The organism is Pseudarthrobacter sp. MDT3-1, from assembly GCF_054510755.1.
On record NZ_JBTNDX010000026.1, the window covers coordinates 21431 to 39091 of the forward strand.

The 17661-nt window shown below is 66.9% G+C and carries 14 protein-coding genes and 1 pseudogene; 8 read left to right on the forward strand and 7 right to left on the reverse strand.

What is annotated here, in order from left to right:
• Nucleotides 1–131: 131 nt before the first annotated feature.
• Genes ACX80X_RS17220 through ACX80X_RS17235 form a run of 4 tightly spaced genes read left to right on the forward strand, consistent with a single transcriptional unit; the run spans nucleotide 132 to nucleotide 4087 of the window.
• Entirely contained in the window at nucleotides 132–956 is an 825-nt protein-coding gene (locus ACX80X_RS17220) for a sugar phosphate isomerase/epimerase family protein (RefSeq protein ID WP_459312816.1), read from the forward strand.
• Nucleotides 957–981: 25 nt separating this feature from the next.
• Nucleotides 982–1758 carry an SDR family NAD(P)-dependent oxidoreductase gene (locus ACX80X_RS17225; RefSeq protein ID WP_459312818.1) on the forward strand — a complete coding sequence of 259 codons (777 nt, stop codon included), beginning with the start codon at nucleotides 982–984 and terminating at the stop codon, nucleotides 1756–1758.
• A gap of 44 nt (nucleotides 1759–1802) precedes the next feature.
• Nucleotides 1803–3581, forward strand: coding sequence for a dihydroxyacetone kinase family protein (locus ACX80X_RS17230; RefSeq protein ID WP_459312820.1), 1779 nt, complete (start codon nucleotides 1803–1805; stop codon nucleotides 3579–3581).
• Complete coding sequence (locus ACX80X_RS17235; protein WP_459312822.1) at nucleotides 3578–4087, forward strand: RpiB/LacA/LacB family sugar-phosphate isomerase; 510 nt, start codon at nucleotides 3578–3580, stop codon at nucleotides 4085–4087. The genes ACX80X_RS17230 and ACX80X_RS17235 overlap by 4 nt, the downstream gene beginning before the upstream one ends.
• On the opposite strand, the gene ACX80X_RS17240 is transcribed toward ACX80X_RS17235, so the two are convergent.
• The 3 genes and pseudogenes from ACX80X_RS17240 to ACX80X_RS17250 form a co-directional block, all read right to left on the reverse strand.
• Nucleotides 4084–5088: an aldo/keto reductase family protein gene (locus ACX80X_RS17240; RefSeq protein ID WP_252599592.1), complete on the reverse strand. Its 1005-nt coding sequence runs from the start codon at nucleotides 5086–5088 to the stop codon at nucleotides 4084–4086. The genes ACX80X_RS17235 and ACX80X_RS17240 overlap by 4 nt on opposite strands.
• An 81-nt stretch (nucleotides 5089–5169) precedes the next feature.
• A pseudogene (locus ACX80X_RS17245) lies at nucleotides 5170–6014 on the reverse strand (aldo/keto reductase).
• A gap of 171 nt (nucleotides 6015–6185) precedes the next feature.
• Nucleotides 6186–7073, reverse strand: a complete 888-nt coding sequence (locus ACX80X_RS17250; protein ID WP_252599590.1) for a hypothetical protein — start codon at nucleotides 7071–7073, stop codon at nucleotides 6186–6188.
• Between the two features lie 229 nt (nucleotides 7074–7302).
• On the opposite strand from ACX80X_RS17250, the gene ACX80X_RS17255 reads away from it, so the two are divergent.
• Nucleotides 7303–7704 (forward strand): YchJ family protein, encoded by a 402-nt coding sequence (locus tag ACX80X_RS17255; RefSeq protein WP_252611147.1) that lies wholly within the window; start codon nucleotides 7303–7305, stop codon nucleotides 7702–7704.
• Here the strand turns inward: ACX80X_RS17255 and ACX80X_RS17260 are convergent.
• The 4 genes from ACX80X_RS17260 to ACX80X_RS17275 form a co-directional block, all read right to left on the reverse strand.
• Nucleotides 7701–8507, reverse strand: a complete 807-nt coding sequence (locus ACX80X_RS17260; protein WP_252611148.1) for a M48 family metalloprotease — start codon at nucleotides 8505–8507, stop codon at nucleotides 7701–7703. The two genes, ACX80X_RS17255 and ACX80X_RS17260, sit on opposite strands and share 4 nt — an antisense overlap.
• Before the next feature lie 51 nt (nucleotides 8508–8558).
• Nucleotides 8559–10589, reverse strand: coding sequence for an acyl-CoA dehydrogenase family protein (locus ACX80X_RS17265; RefSeq protein ID WP_252599587.1), 2031 nt, complete (start codon nucleotides 10587–10589; stop codon nucleotides 8559–8561).
• A gap of 63 nt (nucleotides 10590–10652) precedes the next feature.
• Entirely contained in the window at nucleotides 10653–10952 is a 300-nt protein-coding gene (locus tag ACX80X_RS17270) for a hypothetical protein (RefSeq protein WP_459312825.1), read from the reverse strand.
• 172 nt (nucleotides 10953–11124) lie between these two features.
• A complete protein-coding gene (locus tag ACX80X_RS17275; protein WP_252599585.1) occupies nucleotides 11125–11529 on the reverse strand; it encodes a PepSY domain-containing protein in 405 nt (134 codons plus the stop codon).
• 151 nt (nucleotides 11530–11680) lie between these two features.
• Between ACX80X_RS17275 and ACX80X_RS17280 the strand changes: the two genes are divergently transcribed.
• The 3 genes from ACX80X_RS17280 to ACX80X_RS17290 are packed head-to-tail and all read left to right on the forward strand — an operon-like array spanning nucleotide 11681 to nucleotide 17570.
• Nucleotides 11681–13141, forward strand: a complete 1461-nt coding sequence (locus ACX80X_RS17280; RefSeq protein WP_459312827.1) for a DUF3375 family protein — start codon at nucleotides 11681–11683, stop codon at nucleotides 13139–13141.
• 2 nt (nucleotides 13142–13143) lie between these two features.
• Complete coding sequence (locus tag ACX80X_RS17285; RefSeq protein WP_459312829.1) at nucleotides 13144–14103, forward strand: DUF4194 domain-containing protein; 960 nt, start codon at nucleotides 13144–13146, stop codon at nucleotides 14101–14103.
• Nucleotides 14100–17570, forward strand: coding sequence for an ATP-binding protein (locus ACX80X_RS17290; protein ID WP_459312831.1), 3471 nt, complete (start codon nucleotides 14100–14102; stop codon nucleotides 17568–17570). Before ACX80X_RS17285 ends, ACX80X_RS17290 begins: the two co-directional genes overlap by 4 nt.
• The last annotated feature ends 91 nt before the right edge of the window (nucleotides 17571–17661 follow it).

The following is a 17661-nucleotide window of genomic DNA, read 5'->3' on the forward strand; positions in this document are numbered from 1 at the left end:
AACAAATGATATGCCAGTGTGACCCGCATCATGCGTCAATGTCAACAGTCAATGTTTGAGGTTGACTGTCAACAATGAAATCATCTACAGTGATTCACATCACCACCCACTCGTTCAGAGGATCAACGACGATGTTCAATTCCCGACTCGGCTGCTCGTCCATCAGCTTCAGGCACCAAGACCTGCCGGCCGCTCTGCGGACCATCAGCGGCCTGGGCTTCGACGAAATCGATCTCGGCGCCCTCCCGGGGGTGTGCGACCACGTCCCGTACAACCTCGATGACGCGGCCGTCACCGCTGTGACTGCGGAAGTTGCCGCTTCCGGGCTGCGCGTCCGTTCCGTCAACGGAGATATCGGCGACCTCAACGTAGTGCTCGACGACGGCCAGCAGGTTTCCCGCGAACGGCACCTCGAGGCGCTGCTCACGCTCGCCGCCAACACCGGGGCGAAGGCGCTGGTCCTTCCGTGCGGGGCGCTGAGCCACGAACCGGTTCGGAGCGTCGACGAGGACCTGGACCAAATTGCCGCCCACCTGATCCATGCCGGACAGCGGGCGGCGGAGTTCGGTGTCGAGCTCTGGACCGAATCCCTGCACTTCCTGAGGTTCTGCTGGAACCTGGAACGCGCGGAACTGCTGGCCGGGCGGCTGGCGGATACCGGCGTCGGAATTGTTATGGACTTCAGCCATATTGTCGCCGCCGGCGAAGATCCGCTGGAGTACCTCTCCCGCCACGAGGGCCGGATCTCCCACGTCCACCTCCGCGATGCCGTGCCCGGCAACATCAACCTCAGCATCGGCAACGGCCAGGCAGACTTCGCCGCCGGGCTCAGCGGCCTCGCGGCGAGCGGCTACACCGGCCACTTCTCCCTCGAGCTCGAAACCAGCGACGTCACGCACGACGAAGGCCCCGCGGCCGCCGCCAAGGCTGCCAGCTGCATCACCGACCTCATCTGACACAACACACCATCCAAGGAGCATCATGAACACCGCCATCCAGCGCACCGCCGTCCTCACCGGGGCAACCTCGGACCGGGGCATCGGCATCACCACGGCCCGCCGCTACGCCAGCAAGGGCTGGGCGGTGGTGATCCTGGACCTCGATGGCGAGAAGTCCGCCAAGGTCGCCGCCGACATCGGCAATGAATTCAACGTGCCTGCCTTCGGCCGCGAGATCGACGTCGCCAACGAAAGCTCCGTCAACACCGCCTACGCGGCGGTCAAGGCGGAGATCATTGCCGGCATCCTGCCCCCGGTCGGAGCCCTCGCCAACATCGCCGGCATCACCTCCCCGGTCCCGTTCCTGGAGACCACGCTGGAGCTCTGGCACAAGGTGATGGACGTCAACGCCACCGGCACCTACCTGGTGACCAAGGCGTTCCTGCCGGACATGATCGAGAACGGCTGGGGCAGGATCGTCAACATGTCCTCGGTCTCCGCCCAGCGCGGCGGCGGCGTGTTCGGCAAGGTCCCCTACTCCGCCGCGAAGGCCGCGATCCTGGGCCTGACCAAGGCGCTGGCCCGCGAAATTGGCGCCACCGGCGTCACCGTGAACGCCATCACGCCCGGCGCCGTGGATACCAACATCCGGGTGGGCAGCACCGACGAGCAGGAAGCCGCCATCAACGCCGGCATCCCCCTGGGGCGGAACGCCACGACCGAAGAGATCGCGGCCGTCATCACGTTCCTGTCCTCCGAGGAATCCGCGTACCTCACCGGAACCACCATCGACATCAACGGCGGAAGCCACATCCACTAACAGCGCTCCACCCAGAAGACTAAGTCCACGTCAGAGAGCCCACCATGACCAAGATTTTCAACAATCCCTCCGAATTCGCAGAAGAGGCCCTGGCCGGATTCTGCGACATCCATTCCGGGCTGGTGCGTCAGGTCCCCGGCGGCGCCGTGCGGCGCCACCGCCCCGCCGAGCCCAAAGTGGCGGTCCTCGCCGGCGGCGGTTCCGGACACTACCCGGCGTTCGCCGGGCTGATCGGCACCGGACTGGCCGACGGCGCCGTGGTGGGCAACATCTTCACGTCGCCTTCGGCGCAGCAGGCCTACGCCGTGGCCAAGTCCGCGGATTCGGGCGCCGGCGTCATCTTCACCTACGGCAACTACGCCGGGGACGTGATGAACTTCGGCATGGCCAGCGAACGCCTCGCCGCCGAAGGGATCCAGGTCGAGAACGTCCTGGTCACCGACGACATCGCCAGCGCACCGCCGTCGGAATCCGACAAACGCCGCGGCATCGCCGGTGACTTCACGGTCTTCAAGATCATGGGCGCTGCAGCTGAGGCGGGCGCTGACCTGGCCGTCGTCGTCCGCCTGGGCCGGAAGGCCAACAGCCTGACGAGGACCATCGGCAGCGCTTTCCACGGCTGCACGTTTCCCGGCGCCGACGCCCCGCTGTTTACGCTCCCGGACAAGCAGATGGGCCTCGGCCTGGGAATCCACGGCGAACCCGGCCTGTTCGACACCGATTTGCCGTCCGCCAAGGAACTCGGCCAGGAATTTGTGGCCCGGCTGCTGGCCGAAACCCCGCCCGGCGCCGGCGACCGGCTCGCGGTGATCCTCAATGGGCTGGGGTCCACCAAGCACGAGGAGCTCTTTGTCCTCTGGCTGACCGTGGCCCCGCTCCTGCGGGACGCCGGCTACACGCTGGTGAAGCCCGAGGTGGGCGAGCTCGTCACCAGCCTCGACATGTCCGGCGTCTCCCTCACCATCACCTGGCTGGATGCGGAGCTGGAACCGCTCTGGACGGCGCCCGCGGAAACCCCTGCGTACCGCCGAGGAACTACCGCCGTTCAGTCAGGGGACGCCTCCGGCGAGGAAACGTCCGACGCCGGGACGGCCGATGCGCCATTCGAGGCCGACGCCGACTCCCGCACCTACGCCGTCCAGTGCGTTGCGGCGCTCGAAGCCGCCCGCCAATCGCTGCATGCGGCCGAGTCGCGGCTGGGGGACCTCGATGCCGTGGCCGGCGACGGTGACCACGGCCGCGGAATGGTCCGCGGGATCGACGCCGCCGCCACAGCAGGCGCCGCGGCCGGTACCCGAGGTGCCGGGGCGGGCTCGGTCCTGGTCGCCGCCGGTGACGCCTGGGCAGACAAGGCCGGCGGCACCTCCGGAGTTCTATGGGGTGCGGGGCTGCGGGCGTTGGGCGAATCCTTGGGGGACCAGAGGGTCCCTGGCGCCGAGGAACTGGCGGCCGGAATGAGCGCCTTCGCTGCCAGAATCACTGACCTGGGGAAGGCCGGACCGGGCGACAAGACAATGGTGGATGCGCTCCTGCCGTTCACGGAAGCCTTCACCCGGCTGGTGCAGGAGGGTGCAGAACCGCGTCAGGCCTGGGCCTCCGCGGCCCTTGACGCTGTGGCGGCGGCCGAGGCCACGGCCGCACTCCGCCCACTGAAGGGACGGGCGCGGCCACTGGCGGAGAAGAGCCTGGGCACGCCGGACCCCGGAGCAACGTCCCTCGCCATGATTTTCACCGTCATGGGGCCGTTCCTGGCAGGTTCGGGCCAGCCCGGCTCCAGCCAATCACGCATCACATCCAACCAGACCGCAAGGGCACTTTCATGACCATGGACCCAGCAACCCCCACTCCAGCAACCCCGGGACTGCGTCTGGTCCTGGGCGCCGATGAGGCCGGCGTCGACTACAAAAACCGCATCCTGGCCGACCTGCAGGACGACCCGAGGATCAGCGAAATCATCGACATCGGGGTCAACCGGAGCGACGCCCCGGCGGACTTCGTCAGGCCCTACCCGTACGTTGGTATTGCGGCGGGAGAGCTGATCCGCGACGGGCGTGCCGACCGTGCCATTCTGTTCTGCGGGACGGGAATCGGTGTGGCGATTGCCGCCAAAAAGGTGGACGGAATCCGCGCCACGACGGCCCATGATTCGTTGTCCGTGGAGCGGTCCGTACTGTCCAATGACTGCCAGGTCCTCGCCATGGGGCAGCGCGTTGTGGGAGTGGAACTGGCCAGCAGGCTGGCCCGAGAATGGATCGGCTACACGTTCGACCCCAGCTCGGCCTCGGCGGACAAGGTCAAGGTGCTCACGGACTTCGAGGGCTGCTCCTAGGCTTCCCGGGTGGCGGGGGACTTGGTCTGCGCCGGATCGCGTTCCGCGAGTGAGCCGATGGCGTCGTCGATCTTCTTCAGGACCTCAGGCTCCAGCGTCACACCCGCAGCGGCCACGGTGTCTGCGAGCTGCTCAGGGCGCGACGCCCCGACGATGGCGGAGGCCACGTTCGGGTTCTGCAGCACCCAGGCAACCGCGAGTTGGGGCATGGTGAGCCCGGCTTCCGCGGCGATCGGCTTGAGGTCCTGGACACCGGCGAGGACGTCGTCACGCATCCAGCGCTGGATCATCCTGGCGCCGCCCTTGTCATCCGTGGCGCGGCTGCCTTCGGGCGCAGGCTGGCCGGGCAGGTACTTTCCGCTCAGCACACCCTGCGCCATGGGGGACCAGACGATCTGGGATACGCCCAGCTCCTCCGACGCCGGCACAACCTCGGCCTCGATGACGCGCCACAGCATGGAGTACTGCGGCTGGTTGGAGATCAGCTGGAAACCCAGTTGCCTGGACAGGGCATGGCCCTCGCGGAGCTGCTCCGCGGTCCACTCGCTGACGCCGATGTACAGCGCCTTGCCTTGGCGGACAATGTCCGCGAACGCCTGCATGGTCTCTTCCAGCGGCGTTTCGAAGTCGTACCGGTGGGCCTGGTAGAGGTCCACGTAGTCCGTCTGGAGCCGGCTGAGCGAGCCGTTGATCGACTCCATGATGTGCTTGCGGGACAGGCCCAGATCGTTTTTGCCCTTGGGGCCGGTGGGGCCGAAGACCTTGGTGAAGATCTCCAGGGACTCCCGGCGTTCGCCCTTCAGTGCCTCGCCGAGGACTGTTTCCGCTGCTGTGTTGGCGTAGACGTCCGCCGTGTCAAAGGTGCTGATGCCGGCGTCGAGCGCGGCCCGCACGCACTGGGTGGCGACGTCGTTCTCCACCTGTGAGCCGTGCGTCAGCCAGTTGCCGAACGTGATTTCCGAGACTTTGAGGCCGCTGTTTCCGAGGTATCTGAATTCCATGGTTTCCACGCTAGCGGAGAAAGTTATTGAGGGAAAGGGCTTTCCGCAAACGCACGACGGCGTTGCGGCCGCCCCCCGCGATCAGCGGCGGCGGAGTTCCGCGTACTCCAGGGACGGCACTATCGCCCCGGCGTCGCGCTCCACGACGTTGGTCCCAGGCGGCACCAGTTCGTCGATCGCGTCCAGCACGGACTCCCCCAGGAGGGTGTCCGCGGCCTTGAGATAGGCCTTGAGATGGTCCTCGGTGCGCGGGCCGATGATCACACTGCTGACGGCGGGGTGGTTCAGCGCGAACCCGATGGACAGTTCCACGAGCGAGATTTCCAGCTTGTCGGCCAGCCGGGCCAGCGCGTCCGCAGCCAGCAGCTTCCGCTCGCTGGACGGCCCGGAAATGTCGGAGCGTCCCGGAAGTGAGTGCACTCGGGTTGGCGGTTTCCCGGCATCGAGGACGAACTCGCCGGACAACCAGCCCCCGGCCAGCGGACCGTAGGCGAGTACACCCAGGCCGTACTGCTGCGCAACGGGCAGGACATCGCGTTCGTTGCCGCGGACCAGCATCGAATAGGGGACCTGGTTGGCTACGGGCGGGATCAGGTGGTTGGTGGTGGCCAGCCACTGGGCCTCCACGAGCTGCGCCGGGGTGAACACCGAGGTGCCGTAGTAGAGGATCTTTCCCTGCCGGATGAGGTCGTTCAGGGCGGTGATGGTCTCGAGCACGTCGGTGTTGTAGTCCGGCCGGTGCGCCTGGTACAGATCGATCCGGTCTGGATGATGCGGATGCTTTCATCCGCGCCGGTGGGGGCGCCGCCTGCCTGGAGGCCGCCGGCTGCGCCGCCCGACCCTTAGCCAAAGTTCATGGTGCCCAGTATGAGCGGGCTGATGGGCGTGCCGGACCGCCCGAACACGCGAAGTTCGCTGAGGCTCATCCCCGGCTCCTCACAATCGATTTCCCACGCGGATTGCTCTGGATCGTCACGACGCTACACAAATTCGGGGCCAGCCCGCAGGAAGATGCCACAGTGCTTCGCTTTTCGTAGCACGGGGTAACGCGGGCCGGGGCAGCGACGGTTTGTGACGGCCCGGGAGCCGCACGGTCCTCAGCTCCGGTCGGCAGGCAGCTTGGCCTTGAGGACGTTCGCGTGGCCGGACAACGACACCAGCGATCCGGTGTCCAGCAGGGACAGGGGCGCGGGGGTGGGCGGCTTCGTGAAGGAGCGGGCGGCTCCAAGGCCGGCGCTCTCACGGCTGGGGTCGCGGTTGGAATTGTCCCGCGCAGGGTTGTCCTGGTGCAGCGCTGACTCCACCAACGGAGCCACCGCTTCCACCTTCGCCGCGGGAACGGAGGGACCGGGAAGATCGCGGACCGAGATCTTGATTTCGGGGGCGGCCGCCCGGGCGCGCGCCATGGCCCGGGCATCTGCTTCGGCCACCGCGGCAGCCCAGTCCTCGGCGAGCACCGGGGGTTCCTTGCGGGCCGCGGTGAGCAGCGGGTGATGCTCCACTGCATGGTGGAAGCGGGGCCGGAGTTCGGAGGGTTTCAGGAAGGTGCGGGCGTCTTGAAGGGCTTTGCGCCAGCTGCCCGGCGCGCTCACTGCGGCCACGGCGGCCGCGCTGTGGGCAAACATCGTGGACAGGGCTGCGCCGGTTGTCGTCCGTGGGGCGCCGGCCCGTGCCACCAATGCTGCCCGCAGCACCCCGGCGCGGGCCGGCTGGCCGGCAGACGGGGCGGCAGCGCCGTCGTCGTGCGTTCCGTCGGGGGCGCCCGACGGCGGCACGGACTCCCCGGTCAGGCGGACCAGGGGGAGGGTTTCGTGTTTGGGGAGCCGCCCAAAGAGGGCCATTACGGTCAGCACAAACAGCCGCCCGGCGCCGGCAAGCAGCAAGGTGATGACCACCAGCAGGAACAGGCCCAGGAACATCAGGAGCGCCAGGCCGAGCGTGCCGAAAAAAGTCAGGTTGAGAGCGATCGTCGTTGAATCTCCCACGTCATCTCTCCTCTCTGCCGGCGGCGGAGTCCGTCCCGGCACTCATCACCACGGGCAACAGCCCTCCTCCACCTTACGGACTATTTTTCGGTCCTGCCGCTCCCGGGCGGGGTTCGTCCGAGGTTGTTTCGAAGCTGTTACCGGATATGACAACACCGGCTGCGGCCTATAGTCGGAAGGGATCCACGAGGCCGCCGAAAGCGGTCCGGACAACCGCGACAGGAGCACCATGACCGAGAACCCGATCCACGCCGGCAACTGCGTTTGCCTGTCCGGCGAGGCCTACGCGGACTGCTGCGGACGGTTCCATAATGGCGGGGCCGAAGCCGCCACAGCGGAGCAGCTGATGCGCTCCCGCTACAGTGCGTTTGTCCTGCGGAACGCCGAATATCTCCGGAAAACCTGGTATCCGGACACCGCCCCTTCGGATCTGGAGCTGGATCCTGCCATGGAGTGGCGCCGCTTGGACATCCTGTCCACGAGCCGCGGCGGCCCGCTGGATACTGAGGGGACCGTGGAGTTCAAGGCCCACTTCCGGCACGACGGCGAACGCGGAGTCCACCACGAAACCAGCCGTTTTGTCCGCGAGAACCGCCGCTGGTACTACGTCGACGCCGTGATGCTCGCCTAGCCCCCGTTGTACGTTTCGTCCGGCGTGAAGCCTGCCCGGTCCACCTTGCGGTGGAAGTGCATGCCCGCCAGGCCGCCGAGCACGGCACCCACCAGCGCGACCAGGGCCACCACAACGGCGGCAATGATGCTGGTGAGCGTCAGTTCGCCTTCGTTGATGGGGATCCGGGGGAAGCTGTTCAGGTTGGCCAGGACGTTGAACTGCTGGCCGGCGATGATGCCCAGCAGAGCAATCACCACCGCGGCAATAAGCGCCCAGATCCACACCATAAAACCCTGCCGGGCGCCGTTGAACCGGGCCATCCGGCCGGCAACGTAGCCGCCGGAGTAGTAGGAGACGAACAGGACCACCAGCAGGACAATGATGCCCACCAGCCCGACGGCGCCGTTGGTCGTCACCTGGTTGACGGCCTCGTTCACGTCGGTGTTGTTCGCCAGGCCTACCGCGGTTCCGGCTGCGGCCACAAAGGCTGTGAGCAGGACGGCCATGCCGGTGGCAGCGAGCCAGCCGAAAAAGGCCGAGCCCACTTTGATGCCGCCGAACTGTTCCTTCTCCCTGGCTACGGCCGTCTGCTGGTCGGTCAGGCGCGGATCCGTCAGGCGTGGATCCAGCACCGAAGCGTCGGCCATCGGCGCTGGGGCTGCCCGGGCATATCCCGGCTCGGCATAGGACTCTGGCGTCTGTTCGAAGGCTCGCGTGGGCTCGCCACTGGCGAAGGATTGATCACGAGCAGTTTCATTCCGTAGATTCGCGTTCCGCGTCGTCGGCGGAAGCCTGTCCTCTGGGTCCGTTTGGTTGCTCATGGGTCAACTCAACCACTGGTGACCAGCGATAACAAGGATGCTTATGAGTTGCTAGCGGTACTTCCGGTGCAGGTTCTCCTTGGTGGACGCCCCCGGCGTGGCATCGGCGATCCACGGGCCGGTGCCCTCCGACGGATCCAGTACGCCCGCCTCAAGCCAGGTGTAATCCCCGGCCAGGACCTTGCGCGAAAGGATGTGGTCGACGTCGTCCGTGTTCCGCCACAGCTGGTCAAAGTACTCGTCAATGCGGACGCGGGCCTGCTCGCAATATGCCTCTGCAAGTTCGTAGGCACTGGCGGCACGTTCGGGCGTGGTGCGAAGGATCATCTCTGCCCGGGAACAGCAGGCGGCCATGGCGAACAGCTCGGCGCCGATATCCACCACCCGGCCCAGGAACGCCTGCTTGTACTCCAGCTTCGCCTGCCAGCGCCCCATGCCGTAGAACGTCTGGCGGGCCAGCCGGCGCGAGGACCGTTCCACAAAGCGCAGTTGCTTGGCCAGCCTGCCGAAGTCGCTGTAGGACCGGGGGTCCATTCCGGCGCCGGCCACCAGTTTGGGCAGCCAGCGGGCATAAAAACCTGAAGCCCCGACGGCGGCCCTCGCTTTGTCCTGGAGGCTCGCGTCCACGGACGCAAGGTCGCCCGCGGCGGCCAGGTGGGCGTCCACGGCTTCCCGGGCGATGAGGAGTTTCATGATCTCCGAGGAGCCCTCGAAGATCCGGTTGATCCGGAGGTCGCGCAGCTGCTGCTCGGCCGGAACCGCGCGTTCTCCCCGGGCTTCCAAGGACTCCGCCGTCTCGAAGCCACGGCCGCCGCGGATCTGGACCAGTTCGTCGGCGATCCGGTAGCTGATCTCGGAGGACCACAGCTTGGCCAGGGCAGCCTCGATCCGCACGTCCTTCTGCCCGGCGTCGGCGAGTTCCGCGGACAGTTCGAAGACGGCGTCCAGGGCGAAGGCCGACGCGGCGATAAAGGCGATCTTCTTGCCCACGGCCTCGTGCTTGCCCACCGGCTGACCCCACTGGGTGCGGGCGTTGGACCATTCCCGGGCGATCTTCAGGCTCCAGCGGCCGGACGCGACGCACAACGCCGGCAGGGAAAGCCGGCCCGTGTTCAGAGTGGTGAGGGCGATCTTCAGGCCCTGGCCCTCGCGGCCCAGCCTGTTTGCCGCAGGCACCCGCACCTGGTGGAAGCGGGTGACACCGTTTTCGATCCCACGCAGCCCCATAAACGTGTTGCGGTTCTCCACGGTGATGCCGGGGGAGTCCATTTCCACCACAAAGGCGCTGATGCCGCCCTTATGTTCGGTGCCGTCCTTATCGGTGTGGGCCGGCACCACGGCCATCACCACCACCAGCTCGGCGATCACACCGTTGGTGGTCCAGAGTTTCACGCCGTCCAGGACGTAACTCCCGCCGTCGTCCGTGGGAACGGCGGTGCTGCCCATCCGGGCGGGATCGCTGCCCACGTCCGGTTCCGTCAGGAGGAAAGCCGTGATGGCGCCGGCGGCGCAGCGCGGCAGGTACTCGCGTTTCTGGTCCGGCGTGCCAAAGACCTTCACGGGCTCGGGGACGCCGATGGACTGGTGCGCGGAGATCAGGGCGCCAATGCTCGGGTGGACACTGCCGAGCAGCGCCAGGGCCCGGCCGTAGTAGACCAGGGACAGGCCGAGCCCGCCGTACTCCTGCGGGATTTTCATGCCAAAGACGCCCAGGCCCGCCAGGCCCTGGAGGTACTCGTCCGGGATCCGGGCCTCGCGTTCGATCACGCGCCCGGACATGGTGCGGGCGTACGCGGTGAGGCGCTCCATGAAGGCCTCACCGCGTACCACGTCATCGGCGTTCGCTTTCGGCCAGGGGTGGATGAGGCTGAGGTCGAAATTCCCCAGGTAGAGTCCCTTGGCGAAGCTGGGCCGGTCCCAGTCGAGTTCGCGGGAGGCTTCAGCAAGTGCCCGGGCGTCCGCCGCGGTGGCTTCGGGCCCAATATTGGCCGCGGCGACGGGGACTTCGGCGTCCGGGGCATCCGTGGCAGGAACTTCGGTGGCAGGTGGGTTCGTGGCGGGACTGTCAGTGGCGAAGCTCATGGGGTATCTCCTCTGACCGGGATGGCCGGTTCAAGCCATGGATCCGCCGGGTTGGAGAACCCTTCAGCTGTCTCTCAACATTACCCGCGGGTAGTTTCCAGTGCTAGGGGATGGCTGGCCCTGGAAGTCCCCCGGGGATCCGGTGGAGGCGTGGTGGACCAGCCTGTCCCAGCCGCTGTTGATCCCGTGGACCACCGTCAGCAGCGTCGTGGAGGCGAGGAACCAGGCGAACTTGCCTACCCCAACCATGACCAGGGCCAGGAAGCCCGCTGTCAGGACGAAGGCCACCAGGACCAGGCCAAACACCAGGGTTCCGATGAACACCATGGTGGCCGTCTCCACTGCACTTAAGTCGAACTGCATTGTTCCCCCTGCTGCGCCGTTGCTTCGGTTGAGATCAGTAGCATGAGCGTAGGGGGTGCTGAGGCGTCCCAGCCAGACCTGCCCCGCCGTCACGGCGGGTTGATGCGGGATCGCAATGCTACCGGGACGTAGGTCACGGAGCGGTCGCGGAAGTCACTGTCCGCGCTTGCCTTCAGTCGTCGTCGAACTCCGGGGCGGCCTGGTTCAGGACCGCGAAGTCGGCGCCGAGCCCCACCTCAACCTGGGAACCGTTGTCCAGCCTGACTTCAACCTCGTACGCGACGTTCCCGTCATTTTCCCGTTCCACCTCGATGACACTGCCCTGGCCCACCCTGGCCAATGCGGCGTTCGCGGCCTGGTCATGGTCCGCAGTGTTAAGTGGTGCCAGATTGGAATCGTCGTCCCGCTCAGGCCCCGGGACGGTGGACACCGGCACTGACCGGTCGACGTTGACCCCGATCTTGCTCAAGGGCTGATCTCCGCTGGTCCCGGTGCTCGCGGCGACCGCCACTGTCGCGCCACCCAGAATGACAGCCGCAGCCGCCAGGCCGGTGATCAGTGCAGCTTTTTCACGCATGACAAACTCCTCTCAGGTGATCTAAACAGTGTGCTCCCGCGGCCAGCAAGGTACAACGATTATTCGGTCGCGGGGCCTGCGTTAACCTTGTAGTTGGCAGCTTTCGCGATCCGCGCTGCCCAACCATCCCCCAGCAGCTGAAGGAGAGTGCGTGCCCCGCTCCGCCAGGTCATCCGCTGACGCGATCAGTGCCCGGCTCCGGGACCTCGAACTCCTCACAAAGGGACCCGCCTGGGCCCTGACGCGCTCGGCGCCCTGGGTGATCGCGGTGCTGCAGGCATCCTTTACCCGCACGCGTCCGCAGCTTCCGCTCGAGGAGTTCCACGCCGACGTCGACTCCTTCCTTGAACAGCTCCGGCGCCAGGAGCCCGGGCCGGGTGGTGCCGCCATCGGCACGTCGTCCGGCAGGAACTATGCGGACGAGTGGACACGCAAGCATTTCCTGACCCGCCGCAACCAGTCGGGGCAGATCGTTTACGAGGTGACCGAGCCGGCCGCCCGCGTGCTTGCCTTCCTGGACAGCCTTTCCAGCGAGCGTTCCACACTGAACGGTTCGCGGCTGGGTACCCTCCTCGGCGACGTGGAGAAGCTGGCCAATGAGACCAATCCGGACCAGAGTGCCCGGCTGGAATCCCTTGAGGACGAGATCAGGGAACGGCAGCAGCTGATCCAGGACATCAGCTCCGGCGACTTTGACGGCCTGCTGGACGACGACGAAGCGGTGGAAGCCGCCGGGAACATCCTGGACCTCGCCGCCAGCCTGCCCGCCGACTACAAAAAGATGCGCGACCGCATCGAGGAACTGGTGGGCGAGCTGCGCAACCAGATCATCGAGGAGTCGCTGAGCAAAGGCGCCACCATGGCGCAGGTGCTTGACGCGGACAAGCGGCTGCGGCAGAGCCCCGAAGGCAGGACCTTCCGCTCCTTCACCGCATTCCTGGAAGACCCGCAGCAGCAGCTCCGGTTCCGGTCGGCCATCGGTGAGGTCCTCAGCCGGCAGTTCGCCGACGACCTTTCCCCGGAGGACCGCGAGACGCTCAAGAACCTGGTGGCCGAGCTCCGCCACCAGCACAGCCAGATCCAGCGGATCTACGGCAAGCTCAGCGAAAGCCTGAACACCTACGTCCAGAGCGACGACTTCCGCCAGTCCGTCCGCCTCCGGAAGGTCCTGCGCGAAGCCGAGCAGGCCATCAGGACCCTGCCGTATGAACGCGAACGGCCTGGCCTGGTCCGCGGTCCGGAGCTGTTCAACGCCGGGTTAGAATCGCTGGCCATGGTCAAGCTCTACGACCCGGACGAGTTCGCCGTCCCGCCCAAGCTGGCCGACCCCATCGCCTTCAGCGACTCCGACCGCGTGCGCTCGCCGAGGACAGGCAAGGCCCGTCCCGAGGCCATCCGGGCCGCCGTGGCCGGCGCGTCCACCCTGGCCGAGGCCTGGGGACAGCTCCCGCCGGAGGAACAGCACATCAACTCCATCCGCGCACTCCTCTCGCACGCCCTCCAGGAAGGCGCGGCCTTTGACCGCGACGCCTGGGATGGCCTGGACTACGAACAGATCGACGGCACCACCCGCACGGCGTACCTGCCGGTGGTCACCCTCAAGAAGGATTGACGATGACTGAAGAAATTACGACGGCGGCACCCCCCGTTGAGGAGGCCGCACCGGCGGTTGAGCCCGAGATCCAGGGGATTTCGACAGGCTCAATCACCAGGGGCGCCGGAGTCACGCCCCGGGACACGTTTGTGGACGGCGCGGCCCTGTTTCCCGGTGACACCGGCGTTCTCTCGATGAAGGTGCGCCAGGCGCTGGTCAAGATGCTCAAGGGCCCGTACGTCGACGGCGGCCGCGACGAGAAACTGTGGACCACGCTGCTGGACAACCAGATCATCCTGCGCAGCCGCCTGTCCGAGCTGTTCCTGACCCTGCAGCTGGACCACGAGCGCAAGATCGCCGTCCTGCGCCCGGTGGATCCTGAGGCCATCGGGGGCAGCAGCCGGTCGAGCATCCTGCGCCAACAGCGTGCGCTGAGCCGGGTGGAGACCATCGTGCTGCTCCGCCTGCGGATGCTGCTGGACCGCCACGTCACGGCCCGGACCGATGCCACCATCACCCGCGAGGAAATCGCCGACCTTGTGGCCCACTACCAGCCCGCCGGCCAGCAGGACGCGCTGCGGGATTCGGACGTGGTCACCCGGGCCATCACCAAGCTCCTGGCCCGCCAGCTGCTCCTCACCACGGGCCTGGACGACGTCTACACCATCTCCAACGCCCTCCCGCTGGCTCTCCCCTTCGAAAACATCGGCGACATCCCAGCCCAAATCGAAGCCCTGGTAGCAGCAACCACAGACCCAACAGGCACAGAACCCCTGCTGGAGCTGGACGGCGACAGTGGTGCCGAGGATGACGACGCCGGCGGTGACGTACCAAACGACGACGGCGATGCCGCCCAGGGAGTGGCATCGGGCCTATCGGAGCCGCGCGCTGAGCTGATCGAAGATCAGCGGCGCGGCGAAGGGGCGGGGGCGGCATCGTCGTCGGCGTCCCCAGCCACGACAACGGAGGAAGCCAAGTGAGCATCGCAACCATGCTGCCCATGGGCGACCTCACGAACCCCGGCCAGATGCGCCTGGCGTTGGTGCAGGTGGTCAACTGGGGCACGTTCCATGGTGCCCACACGATGCACGTGGACCGGAACGGAACCCTGCTGACGGGCAACTCGGGCGTGGGCAAGTCCACCCTGTTTGACGCCATGCTGCGGGTGTTTGATGCCCGGCCGCGCTCCAACGAGGCCGCGGCCCAGCGTGCCGGCGGTGCTGTGGAGGACAAGAGGACCACCTTCACGTACATGCGCGGCAAGGTGGGCGACAAAGCGGTGGGCGAGGGCTCGGCCAGCGCGTTCCAGCGCCCCGGTGCCACCTGGTCCGCCGTCGCCCTGACGTTTGATAACGCCGCGGGCACCCGCATCACGGTGTCCGCACTGTTCGACCTGCCCAAAAACGGCACGGAGTCCAGCGTTGGGCGTTTCTACGTGATCGACAGCAAGCCGCTGGACCTGCCGGCCATCGAGGACATCGCCGACAAGCGCTTCACCAAGGCTGCGCTGGAGACGATCTTCCCGGACGCCCAGATCTTCGATGTCCACAAGGCCTTCGCGGAGCGTTTCCGCCGGCTCCTGGGCATCAGTTCGGACCAGGCTCTGCCCCTGCTGCGCGTGATCCAGGCCGGCAAGGGCCTGGGCGGCAGCGTCAATACCTTCTTCCGCGACCAGGTCCTGGACGCCCCCGCTACCCTCGCCGCTGCCGATGACGTGGTGGAGGAATTCAGCAACCTCATGTCGATCCGGCAGCGGCTGGAGGACGTGCGGCAGCAGCGGGACCAGCTGGCCCCCGTGCCCGGCCTGAACAATGAATACGCGCAGTCGCTCCTGGACGCAAACCGGCTCCGTGAGCTGTCCGGCGAGGAGTTCGACGCCTACAAGCAGCAGCTCGCCGTCACGGTGCATCAGAAGACACTGGCCCGGTTCGAGGAGCTGGCCCAGGCGAAAGCCAAGGAGCTGGGCGCGGAACGCTCGGTCCGCGACGGGCTGGCCAAGGAACTGCGCCAGCTGGAGACCGATTACAACAACCAGGGCGGCAACGCGATCTCCGCGATCGAGCAGTCGCTGGACAACGCCAAGGTGGGTCTGCGGCTGCGCGAGCAGGTGGAGGAAGCGGCCCGCAAGGCCCTGTCCGACGCCGGCCTGCAGCTGGAGTGGACCGCTGACGGTTGGGAACAGGCCCACGAGCAGGCTGCCGCCAGGTCGGCCGAACTCAAGGACGACTCTCAGGCCCTGCAGGAGCTCCGCTTCGAAGCCTTCGATGGCCACGCCACCAAAAAGCGTGAGCTGGCGGCAGCCCAGCAGGAGCTCGTGTCGCTGAAGACGCGCAAGTCCCTGCTGCCGCCGTCGAGCATTGAAAACCGTGCGGCCATCGCCGCGGCCACCGGGGTTCCTGAGGACCGGATGCCGTTCGGCGGCGAACTGATGGACCTCGCCGAAGGGGAGGAACACTGGCGGCCGGCCGCGGAGCGTGCCCTCCGGAACCTCGCCACCACGTTGCTGGTCCCCGGCGAACATTTCGCCGCGGTGACCCGCTACCTGAACGACAACAAAGTGCGTGGCGCCCTGCGCGCGGTGGACGTATCCAAGCCGATCGCGGGCGGCGCCCTCGCCGTGGAGGACGCGCGCGACGGCGATCTGCTCACCAAGCTGGACATCCTCGCCAGCGGCGCGGTGGTGGACGCCGGGGAATGGATCCGGGAGCGGATCGCCCTCGATTTCGCCTTCCCGTGCGTCGAGGACCCCAACGAGCTGGCCACCCTGGACAAGGGCCTGAGCCTGGGAGGTGTGGTCAAACGCAACCGGCACACGGTGGAGAAGGACGACCGTTTCACCAGCCGCCAGGACTACGTGCTCGGGTTCGACAACGCCGCCAAGCTGGAACTTGTGGCCGCCCAGGTGGAGGACCTGCAGCAGGAACTCGCCAAGGCCGCCGAGCTGGCGCAAAGCCGTGAAGAGTCGCACCAGGGCATGAGCCGGCAGCTCGATGCCCTCCGACGAATCGCGGAGGACCACCGGCCCTGGGAACAGGTGTCCGCTGCCGTCGCAGCCGATGAACTCACCCGGATTGAACAGCGGCTCAAGGATGCCCTCGCGGCCCAGGCCGACCTGGAACCGCTGCGGGCCAACATCGAAACGGCCCGGCAGAAACACCAGGCCAGCACCGAAGCCGCAGCAGTCCTGCAGAGCGAATACAAGGCCCTGGACCGGCAGCTGAGCGCTGCCGATTCGCTGCTGGAAGCCGCGCGTGCCCGCCTGGAGCAGGCGCCGCCGTCGGACGCCACCGTCAGTGCGCTGGAGCCGTACTTCACCGACTTCGGCGACGTCAGCGAGATGCATGAGCTGGACAACCTGGCCAACCGCGTCCGGACGGCGCTGCTCGGGGAGCTGCACGCCGCCGAGACGCGCGGTCAGGCAACCTCCGAGCGGCTGACCCGGATCTTCGAGGGCTTTGTGCGCGAGTGGGGCTCCGCGATCTCGGCGGACCACGGCACCTCAATCGGTGCGGCCGGGGAGTTCGAAGGCCGCTACCACGCCATCATCAGCGACGGCCTGCCCGCCCAGGAGTCCGAGTTCCGGCAGTTTTTCAACCAGCGCACGCATGAATCGTTCAGCACGCTGCTGCACCTGCTGGACGAGGAGCGGCGGTCCATTACCAGCCGCATCCTGCCGCTCAACGGCATCCTGTCCGAGGTCAACTTCCATGAGGGCAGCTTCCTGGAATTGGACATCAAGCAGACCCTGCCGGCCGCGGCCAAGCAGTTCAAGGACGCTATCCAGAACGCGCTGAAGGCCCGGCACACTCGGCCCGCCCGAGGTGGCGCGGAAGCCGCTAGTGCCGGGGGAGACGACGACGCCGAGCTCACCGCTCGGTACAAGACCCTCGAAACGCTCGTAAAGCGGCTCGGCTCGCCCACCCCCGAGGACCGGCGGTGGCGCGCCGAAGTCCTGGATGTCCGCGGGCACCTGTTCATCCAGTGCAAGGAGCACCGGGAGGTGGCCGGGCCGGCCTCAGGCAGGAGGGGCGGCGGCAAGCGGACCGACGTTTACATGCATGCCGACACCGGCTCCATGTCCGGCGGCGAGCGGCAGCGCTTCACCGCGTTCATCATGGCCGCGGCGCTGAGCTACCAGCTGGGCATCGCCGAGCAGGGGTTCACCACTTACGGCACCGTGATGATGGACGAGGCGTTTGTGCTGGCATCGGAGGAGTTTGCCGGCGCCGGGATCAAGGCGCTGCACGAGTTCGGTTTCCAGCTGCTGCTGGCCGCTCCGGAGAACGTGATCGACCTGTCCCGGCACCTGGGCTCGGTGACGGAGATCCTGCGGGACAAGCGCACCAACCGCTCCGGCGTGCTTACCGCCCCGGTGATCCGGCCCAGGCCCGGCGCGGAAGGCCAGTGGCGGTCCGAGGCGAACCCCGTGGACATCGTGCTCCGCTGACCCGGACGCTCTCTCACTTAATACGGGTTTTTTACCAACGCTCTCTCACTTTCTTGAGGAAAGTGAGAGAGCGTTGGTGTTTTTTCTGCGT